The 15,557-nt window shown below is 53.3% G+C and carries 13 protein-coding genes; 9 read left to right on the top strand and 4 right to left on the bottom strand.

The genetic code is table 11. The features are described from left to right. Positions 1-245: 245 nt before the first annotated feature. Both F3I15_RS01080 and F3I15_RS01075 read left to right on the top strand, forming a co-directional pair. Complete coding sequence (locus F3I15_RS01080) at positions 246-1,121, top strand: PHP domain-containing protein (RefSeq protein ID WP_150016234.1); 876 nt, start codon at positions 246-248, stop codon at positions 1,119-1,121. Between the two features lie 21 nt (positions 1,122-1,142). After that, positions 1,143-1,763 (top strand): L-threonylcarbamoyladenylate synthase, encoded by a 621-nt coding sequence (locus F3I15_RS01075; protein ID WP_039384591.1) that lies wholly within the window; start codon positions 1,143-1,145, stop codon positions 1,761-1,763. A 22-nt stretch (positions 1,764-1,785) separates the two neighbouring features. Here F3I15_RS01075 and F3I15_RS01070 read toward each other — a convergent pair whose 3' ends face one another. Next, on the bottom strand, positions 1,786-2,427 hold the full coding sequence (locus F3I15_RS01070) for a serine protease (RefSeq protein WP_150016233.1): 642 nt from the start codon (positions 2,425-2,427) through the stop codon (positions 1,786-1,788). A gap of 774 nt (positions 2,428-3,201) precedes the next feature. Here F3I15_RS01070 and rluB point away from each other — a divergent pair. After that, positions 3,202-4,077 carry a 23S rRNA pseudouridine(2605) synthase RluB gene (gene rluB / locus F3I15_RS01065; protein ID WP_150016232.1) on the top strand — a complete coding sequence of 292 codons (876 nt, stop codon included), beginning with the start codon at positions 3,202-3,204 and terminating at the stop codon, positions 4,075-4,077. A gap of 27 nt (positions 4,078-4,104) precedes the next feature. Here the strand turns inward: rluB and cobO are convergent, their stop codons facing one another. Together cobO and F3I15_RS01055 are read right to left on the bottom strand one after the other, a co-directional pair. Then, positions 4,105-4,692 (bottom strand): cob(I)yrinic acid a,c-diamide adenosyltransferase, encoded by a 588-nt coding sequence (gene cobO / locus F3I15_RS01060; protein WP_150016231.1) that lies wholly within the window; start codon positions 4,690-4,692, stop codon positions 4,105-4,107. Continuing rightward, entirely contained in the window at positions 4,689-5,453 is a 765-nt protein-coding gene (locus F3I15_RS01055; protein ID WP_150016230.1) for a YciK family oxidoreductase, read from the bottom strand. The genes cobO and F3I15_RS01055 overlap by 4 nt, the downstream gene beginning before the upstream one ends. 175 nt (positions 5,454-5,628) lie before the next feature. Here F3I15_RS01055 and sohB point away from each other — a divergent pair, with 175 nt between their 5' ends. From sohB to acnA, 6 genes are all read left to right on the top strand, one after another. Continuing rightward, complete coding sequence (gene sohB / locus F3I15_RS01050) at positions 5,629-6,675, top strand: protease SohB (RefSeq protein WP_150016229.1); 1,047 nt, start codon at positions 5,629-5,631, stop codon at positions 6,673-6,675. Between the two features lie 462 nt (positions 6,676-7,137). Continuing rightward, the gene (topA, locus tag F3I15_RS01045) at positions 7,138-9,735 is read left to right on the top strand and encodes a type I DNA topoisomerase (RefSeq protein WP_150016228.1); all 2,598 of its coding nucleotides are present in this window, start codon (positions 7,138-7,140) and stop codon (positions 9,733-9,735) included. Positions 9,736-9,919: 184 nt separating this feature from the next. Then, positions 9,920-10,894 carry an HTH-type transcriptional regulator CysB gene (gene cysB, locus F3I15_RS01040; protein ID WP_039384577.1) on the top strand — a complete coding sequence of 325 codons (975 nt, stop codon included), beginning with the start codon at positions 9,920-9,922 and terminating at the stop codon, positions 10,892-10,894. A gap of 492 nt (positions 10,895-11,386) precedes the next feature. Continuing rightward, positions 11,387-11,545, top strand: coding sequence for a YmiA family putative membrane protein (locus F3I15_RS01035; RefSeq protein WP_071668859.1), 159 nt, complete (start codon positions 11,387-11,389; stop codon positions 11,543-11,545). Positions 11,546-11,548: 3 nt separating this feature from the next. Next, entirely contained in the window at positions 11,549-11,728 is a 180-nt protein-coding gene (locus F3I15_RS01030) for a hypothetical protein (RefSeq protein WP_039384574.1), read from the top strand. A gap of 422 nt (positions 11,729-12,150) precedes the next feature. Continuing rightward, positions 12,151-14,832 carry an aconitate hydratase AcnA gene (gene acnA / locus F3I15_RS01025; RefSeq protein ID WP_150016227.1) on the top strand — a complete coding sequence of 894 codons (2,682 nt, stop codon included), beginning with the start codon at positions 12,151-12,153 and terminating at the stop codon, positions 14,830-14,832. A gap of 31 nt (positions 14,833-14,863) precedes the next feature. Here the strand turns inward: acnA and ribA are convergent, their stop codons facing one another. Further along, entirely contained in the window at positions 14,864-15,457 is a 594-nt protein-coding gene (gene ribA / locus F3I15_RS01020) for a GTP cyclohydrolase II (protein ID WP_150016226.1), read from the bottom strand. Positions 15,458-15,557: the final 100 nt, after the last annotated feature.

The raw sequence follows: 15,557 nt of genomic DNA, 5'->3' as shown, positions 1-15,557 counted from the left end.
GCATGGTGGCGGGCTCAGGTATCTGCACAGCAATCAGGCTTGTGCACAATAACGCCACCCGTGACAGGAAGACGTACGCCAGCTATCTGTTAACCGCATTGCTACCTGACTCATGGCAGATACCCATTGTGTGTGAACTTGTGTACTAGTTAACTGGTTCGGGCGAAAAATGTCAATACCCTTTCTCAGTTAACAACAAAATCGCTATCATGCCCGCAGATTTTTAGCCGTGCTCCGGAGTTACTTTGTCAGATATCAGCCGTTTCCCGCTTTACGATCTTCACAGCCATACCCGCGCCTCCGATGGATTGCTGACCCCAGCGGCCCTGGTTCAGCGCGCGGTTGATAAGCAAGTTGGCGTGCTGGCCATTACCGATCACGATACGGTCGCGGGCGTTGCTGAGGCGCAGGCGTTTGCACAGGAGCAGAAACTGCCGATAAAAGTGCTGGCCGGACTGGAAGCGTCCACGCTGTGGGAAAATCACGAAATTCATATCGCTGGCCTGAATATCGATTGCGATCATCCGGCACTCACGGCCTTTCTGGCAGCGCAGCACCAGTGTCGTTATGAGCGGGCGCTGCAGATTGCTGAACGGCTGGAGCGGGCCCGGATCCCCGACGCACTGGCGGGCGCACAGCGGCTGGCACAGGGGGGGGTGATTACGCGCGGTCATTTTGCCCGTTATCTGATTGAACAGGGTAAAGCTGAGAATATGGCGCAGGTGTTCAAACACTATCTGGCACGTGGCAAAACCGGCTATGTGCCACCACAATGGTGTACAATTGAACAAGCTATTGAAGCTATTCATCATTCCGGCGGCGTCGCGGTGCTGGCGCATCCGGGACGCTACGGCCTGTCAGCAAAATGGCTGAAGCGGCTGATTGCCTTTTTCGCACAAGCGGGAGGCGATGCAATTGAGGTGGCACAGTGTCAGCAGCCGCCTAATGAACGCACTCAGCTGGCAGGCTATGCGCGCGATAATCAACTGGCGGCATCGCAGGGGTCCGACTTTCACCAACCCTGTCCCTGGATTGAGCTGGGGCGTAAACTCTGGCTGCCGGGTGGCGTTGAACCCGTCTGGGAGCGCTTTCCCGCTCTGGCCCCCGCTTCAGCTGCCTGAGACAGATGACAAGAGGTTTTTATGAGTCAACGTTTTCACATTCATCCTGATAACCCGCAGCCGCGCCTGATTAATCAGGCGGTGGATTATCTCAATAAAGGCAGCGTCATTGTCTATCCCACCGACTCCGGCTATGCGCTGGGGTGCAGGCTGGAAGAAAAAAATGCGATGGAACGTATCTGCCGTATTCGTCAGCTGGATGGTAACCACAACTTTACGCTGATGTGTCGCGACCTCTCAGAGCTTTCGGTTTACTCTCAGGTCGATAACTCAGCCTTTCGTATCCTGAAAAACAACACGCCGGGTAATTACACTTTTATTCTCAAGGCGACGAAAGAGGTACCGCGCCGCCTGATGAATGATAAACGTAAAACCATCGGGCTGCGTGTACCTTCTCATCCGGTTGCGCTGGCGCTGCTTGAGCGGCTGAATGAGCCGATGATGTCGACATCGCTGATGCTGCCCGGTAATGACTTTACGGAATCCGATCCGGAAGAGATCCAGCACAGCATCGGAAAACTGGTCGATCTGATCCTCGATGGCGGCACGCTGGGGCAGCAACCGACAACGGTTGTCGACCTGACGGAAGACACGCCGGTCGTGGTTCGCGCAGGTGCCGGAGATACGCGGCCGTTTAGCTAATCATCCGGCCGGCCAGGTGTCGTTACGTGACCGGCACCTGGCTGAGATTGCGTTCAAGCCAGCGTTTAAAATCGCCATAGGGAATATAGAGTGACACATCTTTAAGAATCACTTTCCTGCTGCGCCTGTTCGCAATTTCATGACTGTATCCCACAATCACTCCGGCAATGGTTTCATCACTGTTATAGACCGCGCCGCCTGACATTCCCTGAGTCACGCCTGCATTAGACGCCATTGCCATACAGGGTTTTTTATTCCAGCGATTAGTAATAGCGGTGCGCGCCAGATTAACGCCGCTTGATTCAACCGGCATAGCGGAAATAAAACTATAGCCATACATTTTAATCGCTTCGCCGGGCGCGCTGGTGCGAAATCTGGCCAGCGTATCAGGATTGTTTTTGTGATAAATAATCGCGATGTCGCAATAAGGATGATAGGCCTTAACGCGCTGCACAGACGTTTTAGCAACGTGTGCCGCTGTCAGACTATACTCCGGCGTAAGAGGAATGGTTGTACCGAGAACACCTAAACCCAGCACTGTCGGCACGCCTGTCACGCTCATATCAACATGTTCAAGCGCCGCTTTGCTGTATTCAGTCTGTCCAACGGAACAACCGGTCAGCGCCAGCGCGAACAGCGTCGGGCAAAGTACGGTTATTTTCATTGTTACAATCTTCTTTAAGGCGCGTCAGTAACATCCCTGGTGAGGAGAGCAGACACGCTAATTAATTATGTCAGCATGTGCAGGCATATAAACGGGCTACTCTCCGTTAAAACAGCCGTCATGCAGAGTGACGTTAATAATTTGTTATAAACAGCTTCGGGATAATAAATATATTTCTTTGAATCTGAATCTGGCCTGCTGCTTTATTTTACACCGCTTTTATTTATGCACAAATTCAGTGCGCTAATAGATGGTAATAAAACAGAATATAGAGCCTTAAACCAACCTGTAGCGCGAATCATGCGCGAAACCTACTCAGGGCGAGGTGAAATTTTGTTTTAAGCTGGTTGAGTGGATGATTGTGTGGTTTTCTTGAGCGGTGGCACTATTTTTACGGGTAATCGGGGTCTGGACGGTTTTAGCGGACTCATCGCTTTAAAGCGATTTCTGCGGCTGGACTCATCAGACATCAATATAATGAGGGCTTCTTCGTCGCCAGGTCTTTGACCAGCCTGTAAATAGCAGAGCGTAAGAGATAACAACGCCTGTCGTCATGAATGGCAAAACCGGCAGAGGCGGGAAAACGCCGGCCGGCTATTATCGGCAGCAAAGTTAAAGGTGTTAACGCAACCTTAGCTGGTGTAAAATCGCAGGCCGTTTGCATCCGGTCAGATTGATGCGCAACGTTAACAGTTTCTGACAGAGGACGTGGTAATCCCGCTGTCATACCCATTCTTACCACGACGCCTGGGAAGGCGACAACGAGGCAGCTCCATGAGCGAAAAATTACAGAAAGTATTAGCGCGCGCCGGTCACGGCTCGCGCCGCGAAATCGAAACCATGATTTCCGCCGGACGCGTCAGCGTAGATGGCAAACTGGCCACGCTGGGCGATCGCATTGAAAATGACAAAAGCCTGAAAATCCGTATTGATGGTCACCTGGTTTCTATTGCTGAGTCCACTACGGAAGTGTGCCGTGTGCTGGCTTATTACAAGCCGGAAGGGGAACTTTGTACCCGTAACGATCCGGAAGGGCGCCCAACCGTGTTTGACCGCCTGCCACGCCTGCGCGGATCGCGCTGGGTGGCCGTGGGTCGTCTGGACGTTAACACCTGCGGTCTGCTGCTGTTTACTACCGATGGTGAACTGGCTAACCGCCTGATGCATCCAAGTCGCGAAGTTGAACGCGAATATGCGGTGCGTGTTTTTGGCGAAGTGGGTGACGATAAAGTGCGTCTGCTGAGCAAGGGCGTTCAGCTGGAAGATGGCCCGGCTGCCTTTAAAACCATTAAGTTTGCGGGCGGCGAAGGGATTAATCAGTGGTACAACGTTACCCTTACTGAAGGACGCAACCGCGAAGTGCGTCGGTTATGGGAAGCGGTAGGCGTTCAGGTTAGCCGCCTGATGCGCGTGCGTTACGGTGATATTCAGCTGCCAAAAGGCCTGCCGCGCGGCGGCTGGATGGAGATGGAGCTGCCCGCGGTAAACTACCTGCGTAAGCTGGTGGGTATGCCGGAAGAGACCGTCACCAAAGTTGCCGTTGAGAAAGATCGCCGTCGCACAAAAGCGAACCAGATCCGTCGCGCAGTGAAGCGTCACAGCAGCGCCGGCAACACCAGTCAGCGCCGTAGCAGCAAACGCAGCGCCTGATGCCTGTGTGCCGCTGCCCTGCAGCGGCTACCAGTCAATTCCCTGTTGCGCCTGGATGCCGGCATCGAAGGCATGTTTCACCGGGCGCATCTCAGTCACGGTATCTGCCAGCTCCAGCAGGCGCCGGTGGCAGCCGCGTCCGGTAATAATCACGCTTTGCGAAGAGGGACGCTGTTGCAGAGCAACTATCAGCGCCTCCAGATCCAGATAATCCATGCTCACCATATAGGTGATTTCATCGAGGATCACCAGGTCAACATCGCTATCAGCCAGCATACGTTGTGCCTGCTGCCAGACCTGCTGGCAGGCGATCGTATCCGTGCTGCGGCTCTGGGTCTCCCAGGTAAATCCGGTGGCCATTACCTGAAATTCAACCCCGTGCTGCGCCAGCAGATTACGCTCGCCGTTGGGCCACTCCCCCTTAATGAACTGTACCACCGCCACCTTTTTTCCGTGGCCGCAGGCGCGCAGCGCCGTACCGAAAGCCGCCGTGGTTTTTCCCTTACCGTTACCGGTAAACACCATAAGGATACCGCGATGTTCTGTCGCCGCAGCGATGCGCGCGTCGACCTGCTCTTTCAGGCGCTGCTGACGTTGCTGATGGCGATTGCTCATGCGCTGGCCGGGCCCGCTTTACGTCCGGGCTGAGCATCGAAGCTCATGCCCGTTTTACGCCGGCTATCATCACCCATCAGATAGAGATAAAGCGGCATTAAATCGGCCGGGGTCTTCAGCAGGTTTGCATCCTCCTCCGGAAACGCGCTGGCGCGCATCTTTGTACGCGTGCCGCCGGGATTAATGCAGTTTACGCGCAGGGCGTGGTTTTTATACTCATCGGCGAGCACCTGCATCATGCCTTCAGTGGCAAATTTAGAGACGGCGTAAGCGCCCCAGCCGGCGCGCCCGGTGCGGCCTACGCTGGAGGTAGTGAATACCAGCGATCCCGCCTCTGATTTCAGCAACAGCGGCAGCAGAGCCTGCGTCAGATAAAAGGTGGCATCCAGGTTGATCTGCATCACCTCGCGCCAGAGCGCCGGCTCAAGATCGGCCAGCGGAACAATTTCACCCAGAATACCGGCGTTATGCAGCACGCCGTCCAGACGCGGCACGTGCTCAGCAATCTGCGCGGCCAGCTGCTGACATGATTCAGGCGTGGCGGTCGCGAGATCCAGCAGGTATGAGCTGGCGGGCTGCTTGTTAAGCTGATTAATCGCCGCTTCTGTCTGCTGCAGGGTAACGGCGTTACGTCCGAGCAGGACAACGCGGGCGCCGTAGCGGGCATAAGTCAGCGCCGCTTCCCGGCCAATGCCGTCTGATGCGCCGGTAACCAGAATAATGCGGTTTTCGAGTAGATCGCCTTTAGGCTGATAGTGCACAGCAATCTCCTTCAGTCAGTGGTAGAGGTTTCTGGCTTTATGCCTGAATTCGCCAGCCGGTGCAATGCTACAGAGGAGCATTCTGTGCCGCCTGCGGGCTTTTCAGGCGACGAACCGGGTTAAAGCGGTTACACTCAGCTGATAATTGTAATTCACTGTTTAATAAGGCGGCAGAATGGATTTTTTCTCCAGCTATGGGCTCTTCCTGGCCAAGGCTGTCACGGTAGTGATCGCCATTGCGGCCGTAGTATTTATCATACTGAATGCTGCGCTGCGCAAACGTCATCACGCCGGGCAGCTGCAGGTAACGCATCTGGATGATGAGTATCGTCAGATAAAAGAGGATCTGCAGCTGGCTAAAATGAAGCCGCAGGTACAAAAAGTCTGGCTGAAACAGCATAAAAAAGAAGAGAAGCTGAAAGCGAAAACAGAGAAGCGCAACGCAAAAAGCGGCGTAACTGAAACCGCAAAGCCGGTGCTCTATGTGCTTAGCTTCAAAGGCAGCATGGATGCGGGTGAAGTCGCCTCCCTGCGTGAAGAAGTATCAGCGGTACTGGCCGTAGCGCAGCCGGGTGACGAAGTCCTGCTGCGGCTTGAAAGCCCGGGCGGGGTGGTGCATGGCTACGGTCTGGCAGCGTCGCAGCTGCAGCGCCTGCGCGACGCAGGTCTGCGCCTGACTGCCGCCGTAGACAAAGTGGCCGCCAGCGGCGGTTATATGATGGCCTGTGTGGCAGATCGCATTGTCGCCGCGCCGTTCTCCATTATCGGTTCAATCGGCGTTGTGGCGCAGATCCCCAACTTTAACCGACTGCTGAAGCGCAATGATATTGACGTGGAGCTGCATACTGCAGGCCAGTACAAACGTACTCTGACGCTGTTTGGTGAAAATACCGAAGAGGGGCGTGAGAAGTTCCAGCACGATCTGGATGAAACGCACCAGCTGTTTAAGGGCTTTGTGCAGCAGATGCGTCCGTCGCTGGATATGAACCGGGTAGCGACCGGCGAACACTGGTATGGACAGCAGGCGCTTGAACTGGGCCTGATTGATGAAATCGGCACCAGTGATGCCTTGATCATCCGGCACATGGAGCGCTTCACCGTGCTGGGCGTTCAGTATGCGCGTAAGAAAAAGATGATGGATCGTTTTACCGGCAGCGCCAGCCAGGCGGCAGAACGGCTGTTGCTAAAAATCTGGCAGCGTGGTGAAAGGCCGCTGCTGTAACAGAAACCCGGCTCCGGCCGGGTTTTTTATTTAGCGACTGACGAATCCCATTTACCTCCGCCGGGTTGTGAAACGAATTCCATTTTTACCCCGAATTATCTGACTTTTTTTGACAGCGCATTTTCTCCTTCTATATTACCTGCCATTCTGCTGCCACTTATCTGTGTTCACGCCAGCAGCTGGCGCAAAATTAAACAGAGTGCTATTTAAGTTGCGTATCAGATTTTATCAGGTAGAGTGTGGGCGATTCAGCTTTCAGGGAGTTCACACCAGGATGTGTGATGATGTCAGGCGGAAAAAGTGTAGTTAATCATAAGGTTGCGCACGCCGTTTTTAAACTGAATAGTGGCAGTCCCCGCCAGCTTGAAAATCAGATTGCTGGCAGCAATATTAAACCCACTGGGTTTTGGGGCATTAATCCTCTCCCGTTTATCAGGACGTTTCAATCAGGTAAAGGTACATATGGGTAAAGCACTCGTTATCGTTGAGTCCCCGGCAAAGGCCAAAACAATCAATAAATACCTCGGTAATGACTACGTGGTGAAATCCAGCGTCGGTCATATCCGCGATTTGCCGACCAGTGGTTCAACGACCCGTAAAAGTACTGACGGTGAGAAGGCAAAAACCGGGAAAAAAGTTAAAAAAGATGAAAAGGCAGCGCTGGTCAACCGAATGGGTGTTGATCCGTGGCATGGCTGGGAAGCTGATTATCAGATCCTGCCAGGCAAAGAGAAGGTCGTATCTGAACTCAAGAGTCTGGCCGCTGATGCCGATCATATCTACCTCGCAACCGACCTTGACCGCGAAGGAGAAGCCATTGCCTGGCATCTGCGTGAAGTCATTGGTGGCGACGACAAGCGTTTCAGCCGGGTGGTGTTTAATGAAATCACCAAAAATGCGATTCGCCAGGCGTTTGAGAAGCCGGGTGAGCTGAATATCGAGCGGGTTAATGCCCAGCAGGCGCGGCGTTTTATGGACCGCGTTGTGGGATATATGGTTTCGCCTCTGCTGTGGAAAAAGATCGCCCGCGGTCTCTCTGCCGGACGCGTTCAGTCGGTAGCGGTACGTCTGGTGGTTGAGCGCGAGCGCGAAATCAAAGCGTTTGTGCCGGAAGAGTACTGGGAGATCGACGCAGATTTTGCGACGCCAAAAGGCGATGCGCTGGCGATGCAGGTGACGCATCAGGGCGATAAAGCGTTTCGTCCGGTTAACCGCGAGCAGACGCACGCGGCGGTCGCGATCCTGGAAAAAGCGCGTTATGAAGTGCTGGATCGCGAAGATAAACCGACCAGCAGCAAACCTTCTGCACCTTTTATCACCTCAACGCTGCAGCAAGCTGCGAGCACACGTCTCGGCTTTGGCGTGAAAAAAACCATGATGATGGCGCAGCGGCTTTATGAAGCGGGCCACATCACCTACATGCGTACTGACTCCACAAACCTGAGCCAGGATGCAGTGACCATGGCGCGCGACTATGTCGCCAGCGAGTTTGGCAAAAAATACCTGCCGGATGCGCCAGTGACCTATACCAGCAAAGATAATTCGCAGGAAGCGCACGAAGCGATCCGACCGTCAGATGTCAACGTAAGCGCTGAGCAGCTGAAAGATATGGAAGCGGATGCGCAAAAACTTTACCAGCTCATCTGGCGCCAGTTTGTGGCGTGTCAGATGGTTCCGGCTAAATATGACTCCACCACGCTGACCGTCGGCGCAGCTGACTTCAGGCTCAAGGCAAAAGGGCGCACGCTGCGTTTTGATGGCTGGACGCGCGTTATGCCGGCGCTGCGTAAAAACGATGAAGACAGAACGCTGCCGCCAGTAGCGGTAGGGGAAATACTGGATCTGACCGCGCTGCAGCCGAGCCAGCACTTTACCAAACCTCCGGCGCGATTCAGCGAAGCTTCGCTGGTGCGCGAGCTGGAGAAGCGCGGTATTGGCCGTCCCTCAACTTACGCGTCTATTATTTCCACTATTCAGGATCGTGGCTACGTACGCGTTGAAAACCGTCGTTTTTACGCTGAGAAGATGGGTGAGATTGTCACCGATCGGCTGGAAGAAAATTTCCGTGAGCTGATGAATTATGATTTCACCGCTCATATGGAAAACAGTCTCGATCAGGTAGCCAACAATCAGGCGCAGTGGAAAGGCGTGCTCGACTCCTTCTTCAGTGATTTCAGCCAGCAGCTGGAGCAGGCTGAAAAAGATCCGGAAGAGGGCGGCATGCAGCCGAATCAGATGGTGCTGACCTCAATCGACTGCCCGACCTGCGGTCGCAAAATGGGCATTCGTACGGCCAGTACCGGCGTATTTCTCGGCTGTTCGGGCTACGCCCTGCCGCCAAAAGAGCGCTGCAAGCAGACTATCAATCTGATCCCGGAAAACGAAGTGCTGAACGTGCTGGAGGGTGACGACGCGGAAACCAACGCGTTACGTGCCCGTCGCCGCTGCGTTAAGTGCGGCACCGCCATGGACAGCTATCTGATTGATAACAGCCGCAAGCTGCACGTCTGTGGTAACAACCCGGAGTGCGATGGCTATGAAATTGAGCAGGGCGAGTTTCGCATCAAGGGCTATGACGGCCCAATAGTAGAGTGCGAAAAATGCGGGTCGGAAATGCACCTTAAGATGGGCCGCTTTGGCAAGTACATGGCGTGTACCAACGAAGAGTGTAAAAACACCCGTAAAATCCTGCGCAATGGCGAAGTCGCGCCGCCGAAAGAGGATCCGGTGCCGCTGCCTGAGCTGCCGTGCGAGAAGTCAGACGCCTATTTTGTACTGCGTGACGGAGCAGCCGGCGTTTTCCTTGCGGCTAACACGTTCCCGAAATCGCGCGAGACCCGTGCGCCGCTGGTGGAAGAGCTGAAGCGCTTCGCTGACCGTCTGCCGGAAAAGCTTAAATATCTGGCAGAGGCACCGGCAGCCGATCCGGAAGGAAATAAAACTCTGGTGCGTTTTAGTCGCAAGACAAAACAGCAGTACGTTTCGTCTGAAAAAGAGGGTAAAGCCACCGGCTGGTCAATGTTCTATATTGACGGCAAATGGCAGGAAGCAAAAAAATAACTCTCCGGGGCTGGCATCTGCCAGCCCCGTTTACTCTCCCCGCCTTATAACCTAACGTTCTTTATTCTGTTAAAAACTGATATAGTTGTTATAGTTTTTCTATTCTCAATTCGCTCTGTTACTCACATCTGCATTATGGGCGGCTGCCGGCACGCACGTGAGTCGCTAACGGGAAGATATAACTATGAAACTGCAGCAGTTGCGCTATATCGTGGAAGTGGTCAATCACAATCTCAACGTCTCCTCGACCGCTGAAGGTCTCTATACTTCACAGCCTGGCATCAGCAAACAGGTACGCATGCTTGAAGATGAGCTGGGGGTGCAGATATTCGCCCGCAGCGGCAAACATCTGACGCAGGTTACGCCAGCTGGCGAAGAGATTATCCGCATAGCACGTGAAGTATTATCAAAAGTTGATGCGATTAAATCTGTAGCGGGCGAACACACCTGGCCTGACAAGGGATCGCTTTATGTCGCCACCACGCATACGCAGGCGCGCTATGCGCTGCCGGGCGTAATCAAAGGATTCATCGAGCGTTATCCCCGCGTTTCACTGCATATGCATCAGGGCTCCCCTACGCAGATTGCTGAAGCGGTATCCAAAGGCAACGCTGACTTCGCCATTGCTACTGAAGCCCTGCACCTCTACGACGATCTCATCATGCTGCCCTGTTACCACTGGAATCGTGCGATTGTGGTAACGCCCGATCATCCGCTGGCAGGCAAAGACAACGTGACTATAGAGGAGCTGGCCGATTTTCCGCTGGTAACCTACACCTTTGGCTTTACCGGTCGCTCCGAGCTTGATACCGCGTTTAATCGTGCAGGGCTGACCCCGCGTATCGTGTTTACCGCAACCGATGCAGATGTAATCAAAACTTATGTACGGCTTGGCTTAGGCGTAGGTGTGATTGCGAGTATGGCGGTTGACCCGGTAGCCGATCCGGATCTGGTTCGCATTGAAGCTTCAGAGATTTTCACCAATAGTACGACCAAAATAGGCTTCCGCCGCAGCACTTTCCTGCGCAGCTATATGTATGATTTTATTCAGCGTTTTGCACCGCATCTTACGCGCGATGTGGTAGACACCGCTGTTGCTCTGCGTTCTAACGACGACATCGAAGCGATGTTCCGCGATATCAAACTCCCTTTCAAATAATTCGCTAAATCATGAATTTACCGGGGTGTCCAGTGGGCACCTTCAGGTTTCCCCTCTCTTAGCGCCATCAGTAGTTCAACAAAAGCTGACATTTTTCTGTAAATAAAACATGCATCACAGGTTTTTTCATTGTTATTAATTAATTGAGAAACAGTACACATTTTTCGGCTCACTTCTTTGCACACTGCCAGGATTATTCCCATACTCCAGTTAACACCTGATGAAGAAGGGCTTTATTACTGAGGTTTCTTATTTAACTCAAATTTAAAATGGTACTAATTGTCGTTTAACCCAAATTACTTTCGTCATTTTTTTATAAGTTCTGAGGTCTGTGTTTCAATAAGGCTAATCAGTTTTCGAAGCTTTGATTAATAGCGTTAATCGTTGTGCTCAATAAAAATAACTGGATTTTTGGACTTAAGAAGTTTAGGATTCATCCTAAATCTTAATCGTTGTTATCAATCGTTTTGTTGAGAGTGATTATCAAAAACTATGGCTACGAGAATAACTGTACAACCCGACTTCCGGGCTAAGAGCACCAAGGTTCAGCGTACCGGTAACACCCGTCGCAAAGCCTGGTTGGCTGTCTTCGCTGCTTCAGCGCTGTTCTGGGTAGTGGTGGCATTGATGATTTGGCGTTTATGGGGCTAAGCCATGTGGGCAAACTCACTCAGTCGTAAATATCCGGTCACTGCACGGCAGCCAAATACACCTGCGTGCAAAGCAAAAGAAGCTCCTGCTGCTGAGCAGTCTGTAGCGATTCCTGCTTCCTGGGATCTGAGTGACAAGCAGCGCAGCTTTATCGAATCTTTTATGGATCCAAAACTCAAATAATTGTTGTTTCACTTATTTTTAGCATCTGATGTTGCTTTGATTTTTTCCGGTTATTCCGGTGGGCCAGCAAAAAGCCCATGACCTTACACTGCAAAAAAGCGTCGACAGTAGATTACTGAAGATTATAGAAAATTTAGCCCGAGAACCGGGAAGGAGTGACGAATGAATACAACCACTTTTTCATGGCTTAGCGTTTATGCTTTCTCATTTGCCTTCTGGGCAGCGGCAGCCTGGGCTCTTATGTAACCGACGCTTCTTATCACCGAATTCATGGAAATGCCCCGACTCAGGTCGGGGCATTTTTGTTTGTGGCACCCTGTGCCTTTCAGTGTTGTTATCAAAACGTTAACGAAAATGTGGTCTATCTTTAAGCTAAACCTTGCACTCTCTGAGGTTTAGCCTAAGGAATTAAAGGAGGAGACATGTCGTTAACATTACGCGAGCAAAGTCAGGATACGCTGGCGGTCGGGACACATACCTATCATTATTACAGTCTGGCTAAAGCCGCACAGCATACCGGCAACATTGATCGCTTACCGAAATCGATGAAAGTGCTGCTGGAAAACCTGCTGCGCTGGCAGGATGGCGAGTCTGTTACCCTTGAAGATATTCAGGCGCTGGCAGACTGGCAGCAAACCGCGCACGCTGACCGGGAGATTGCATATCGTCCGGCGCGCGTGCTGATGCAGGATTTTACCGGCGTACCCGCTGTGGTTGATCTTGCCGCTATGCGCGAAGCAGTCGCACGTCTGGGCGGAGATGTGGCAAAAGTTAATCCTTTGTCTCCGGTGGATCTGGTTATTGACCACTCCGTAACCGTTGATCGCTTCGGTAACGATGACGCCTTTGGCGAAAACGTCAGGCTGGAGATGGAGCGCAACCACGAGCGCTATGTTTTCCTGCGTTGGGGACAGAAAGCGTTTAACCGGTTCCGCGTGGTGCCGCCGGGTACCGGCATCTGTCATCAGGTTAATCTGGAATATCTTGGTAAATCCGTCTGGCATGAAGAGCTGGAGGGTAAAAACGTTGCCTGGCCCGATACGCTGGTGGGCACAGACTCGCATACCACAATGATCAATGCGCTGGGCGTACTGGGCTGGGGCGTTGGCGGCATTGAAGCGGAAGCAGCTATGCTGGGTCAGCCGGTTTCAATGCTTATTCCCGATGTGGTTGGCTTTAAGCTGACCGGGAAACTGCGTCCGGGCATTACCGCGACCGATCTGGTGCTGACCGTTACTCAGATGCTGCGTAAGCATGGCGTTGTCGGCAAATTTGTCGAATTCTACGGTGACGGACTGGCCGATCTGCCGCTGGCCGATCGCGCAACGATCGCTAATATGGCGCCCGAGTATGGTGCCACCTGCGGTTTCTTCCCGATAGACGAAGTTACTCTGAGCTATATGACGCTGACCGGGCGCGATGAGCAGCAGGTTAAATTGACGGAAGCGTATGCGAAGCAGCAGGGCCTGTGGCGAAATGCGGGCGACGAGCCGATTTTTACCAGCACGCTGGCGCTGGATATGGCTGATGTCGAATCGAGTATCGCAGGACCTAAGCGCCCGCAGGATCGGGTGGCGCTGGGTGATGTGCCCGCCGCATTTGCCGCCAGTAATGAGCTGGAAATCAACCACGCACAAAAGCCGCATAAAGCGGTCAGTTACCGCGACAGTGAAACCCGCCAGTCGCATCAGCTTGATGATGGTGCGGTGGTTATCGCCGCGATTACCTCCTGTACCAATACGTCAAACCCCAGCGTGCTGATGGCCGCCGGCCTGCTGGCTAAGAAAGCGGTTGAGCGCGGGCTGAAGCGCCAGCCGTGGGTAAAAGCTTCCCTGGCTCCCGGATCCAAAGTGGTATCAGACTATCTGGCTACAGCCCGTCTCACGCCTTATCTGGACAAACTCGGTTTCAACCTGGTGGGGTATGGCTGTACGACCTGTATTGGTAACTCAGGGCCGCTGCCGGATGAGATTGAAAGCGTTATAAAAGAGGGCGATCTGACCGTTGGCGCCGTGCTCTCCGGGAACCGTAATTTTGAAGGCCGTATTCATCCGCTGATCAAAACTAACTGGCTGGCTTCACCCCCGCTGGTGGTGGCCTATGCGCTGGCCGGTAATATGAACATTAATCTGCAGAGCGAGCCCATCGGTCAGGATCAGACCGGCAAAGATGTTTATCTCAAAGATATCTGGCCATCACCGGAAGAGATCGCCGCCTCGGTGCAGCTGGTTAACAGCAGCATGTTCCGCAAAGAGTATGCGGAAGTGTTTGACGGGACGCCGGACTGGCAGCAAATCTCCGTAAGCGAAGCAGCAACCTACGACTGGGATGAAGGGTCGACCTATATCCGCCTTTCGCCTTTCTTTGATGACATGGAGAAAACGCCAAAGCCGGTTGAGGATATTCGCGGCGCCCGTATTCTGGCGATGCTGGGTGACTCAGTCACCACTGACCACATTTCGCCTGCGGGAAGTATCAAGGCTGAGAGCCCGGCGGGACGCTATCTGCTGGCGAAAGGCATAGAGCGTAACGACTTTAACTCGTACGGGTCGCGCCGTGGTAACCATGAAGTGATGATGCGCGGTACCTTTGCCAATATTCGTATCCGCAATGAGATGGTGCCTGGTACGGAAGGCGGCTACACCCGGCATTTTCCGGGTAATGAGACGCTGGCTATTTATGATGCCGCAATGAAATATAAAGAAGAGGGCGTGCCGCTCGCCGTGGTGGCCGGGAAAGAGTATGGTTCAGGTTCCAGCCGCGACTGGGCTGCTAAAGGGCCGCGCCTGCAGGGAGTACGTGTCGTAATCGCTGAATCTTTTGAGCGTATCCATCGTTCCAACCTGATTGGAATGGGGATCCTGCCGCTGGAGTTCCCGGCGGGCGTTACCCGTAAAACGCTGCAGTTAACCGGTGAGGAGCGGATAGATATTGCTGACCTGGCGCAGCTGACGCCTGGCTGCACGGTCAATGTTACCCTGATCCGCGCAGACGGCAGTCAGGAGCAGGTGGCCGCACGCTGCCGTATCGATACGGCAACGGAACTGACTTACTACCGCAATGACGGCATACTGCACTATGTTATCCGCAATATGCTGAACTAAAAAAAGCCGGGCTTGCCCGGCTTCTTTTCTCTCAGGATTTCGGCAGCAGATGCCCCATCTTTTCCGCTTTGGTATCAAGATAGTGGGCATTTTTTGGATTGCGCCCGACGACCAGCGGCACACGCTCGACAATATTGATGCCCGCTTCGCTGAGGATCTCCACCTTGCGCGGATTATTTGTCAGCAGGCGCACTTCATCGATACCCAGTAATTTGAACATATCTGCGCACAGGGTGAAGTCGCGCTCATCAGCGGCAAAGCCCAGCTGATGGTTCGCCTCTACGGTGTCATAGCCTTTATCCTGCAGCGCATAGGCGCGGATTTTGTTCAGTAAACCGATATTACGGCCTTCCTGACGATGATACAGCAGCACACCGCGACCCTCTTCGGCAATGGCTGTCAACGCCGCTTCCAGCTGAAAGCCGCAGTCGCAGCGCAGACTGAACAGCGCATCGCCGGTCAGACACTCAGAGTGGACACGCGCCAGCACCGGCGTATGATCGCTGATATCACCGTAAACCAGCGCCACATGATCGTGGCCGGTTGCCAGTTCTTCAAAACCTACCATCAGGAAATCTCCCCATGGCGTGGGCAGTTTAGCTTCTGCTACCCGTTTAAGCTGCATGTGATTCTCCAGAACCTTCAGAGGATGCGCTATCATCTTGATAACGCACGGGCCGACTGACCCGAAAACTGTGTCTATTGTGCCATATCCACAAGCAGCC

It is taken from the genome of Pantoea sp. M_9 (assembly GCF_008631385.1).
Lineage (GTDB): Bacteria > Pseudomonadota > Gammaproteobacteria > Enterobacterales > Enterobacteriaceae > Pantoea > Pantoea eucrina.
The sequence above is the reverse complement of the archived record's forward strand: the minus strand, read 5'-3'. Positions and strand labels throughout refer to the sequence as shown.

Excerpts from the sequence above, each read along its gene's own strand:
- F3I15_RS01075 (WP_039384591.1), top strand. The coding sequence starts at position 1,143 with ATGAGTCAACGTTTTCACATTCATCCTGATAACCCGCAGCCGCGCCTG.
- F3I15_RS01070 (WP_150016233.1), bottom strand. The coding sequence starts at position 2,427 with ATGAAAATAACCGTACTTTGCCCGACGCTGTTCGCGCTGGCGCTGACC.
- rluB (WP_150016232.1), top strand. The coding sequence starts at position 3,202 with ATGAGCGAAAAATTACAGAAAGTATTAGCGCGCGCCGGTCACGGCTCG.
- cobO (WP_150016231.1), bottom strand. The coding sequence starts at position 4,692 with ATGAGCAATCGCCATCAGCAACGTCAGCAGCGCCTGAAAGAGCAGGTC.
- sohB (WP_150016229.1), top strand. The coding sequence starts at position 5,629 with ATGGATTTTTTCTCCAGCTATGGGCTCTTCCTGGCCAAGGCTGTCACG.
- topA (WP_150016228.1), top strand. The coding sequence starts at position 7,138 with ATGGGTAAAGCACTCGTTATCGTTGAGTCCCCGGCAAAGGCCAAAACA.
- cysB (WP_039384577.1), top strand. The coding sequence starts at position 9,920 with ATGAAACTGCAGCAGTTGCGCTATATCGTGGAAGTGGTCAATCACAAT.
- F3I15_RS01035 (WP_071668859.1), top strand. The coding sequence starts at position 11,387 with ATGGCTACGAGAATAACTGTACAACCCGACTTCCGGGCTAAGAGCACC.
- F3I15_RS01030 (WP_039384574.1), top strand. The coding sequence starts at position 11,549 with ATGTGGGCAAACTCACTCAGTCGTAAATATCCGGTCACTGCACGGCAG.
- acnA (WP_150016227.1), top strand. The coding sequence starts at position 12,151 with ATGTCGTTAACATTACGCGAGCAAAGTCAGGATACGCTGGCGGTCGGG.
- ribA (WP_150016226.1), bottom strand. The coding sequence starts at position 15,457 with ATGCAGCTTAAACGGGTAGCAGAAGCTAAACTGCCCACGCCATGGGGA.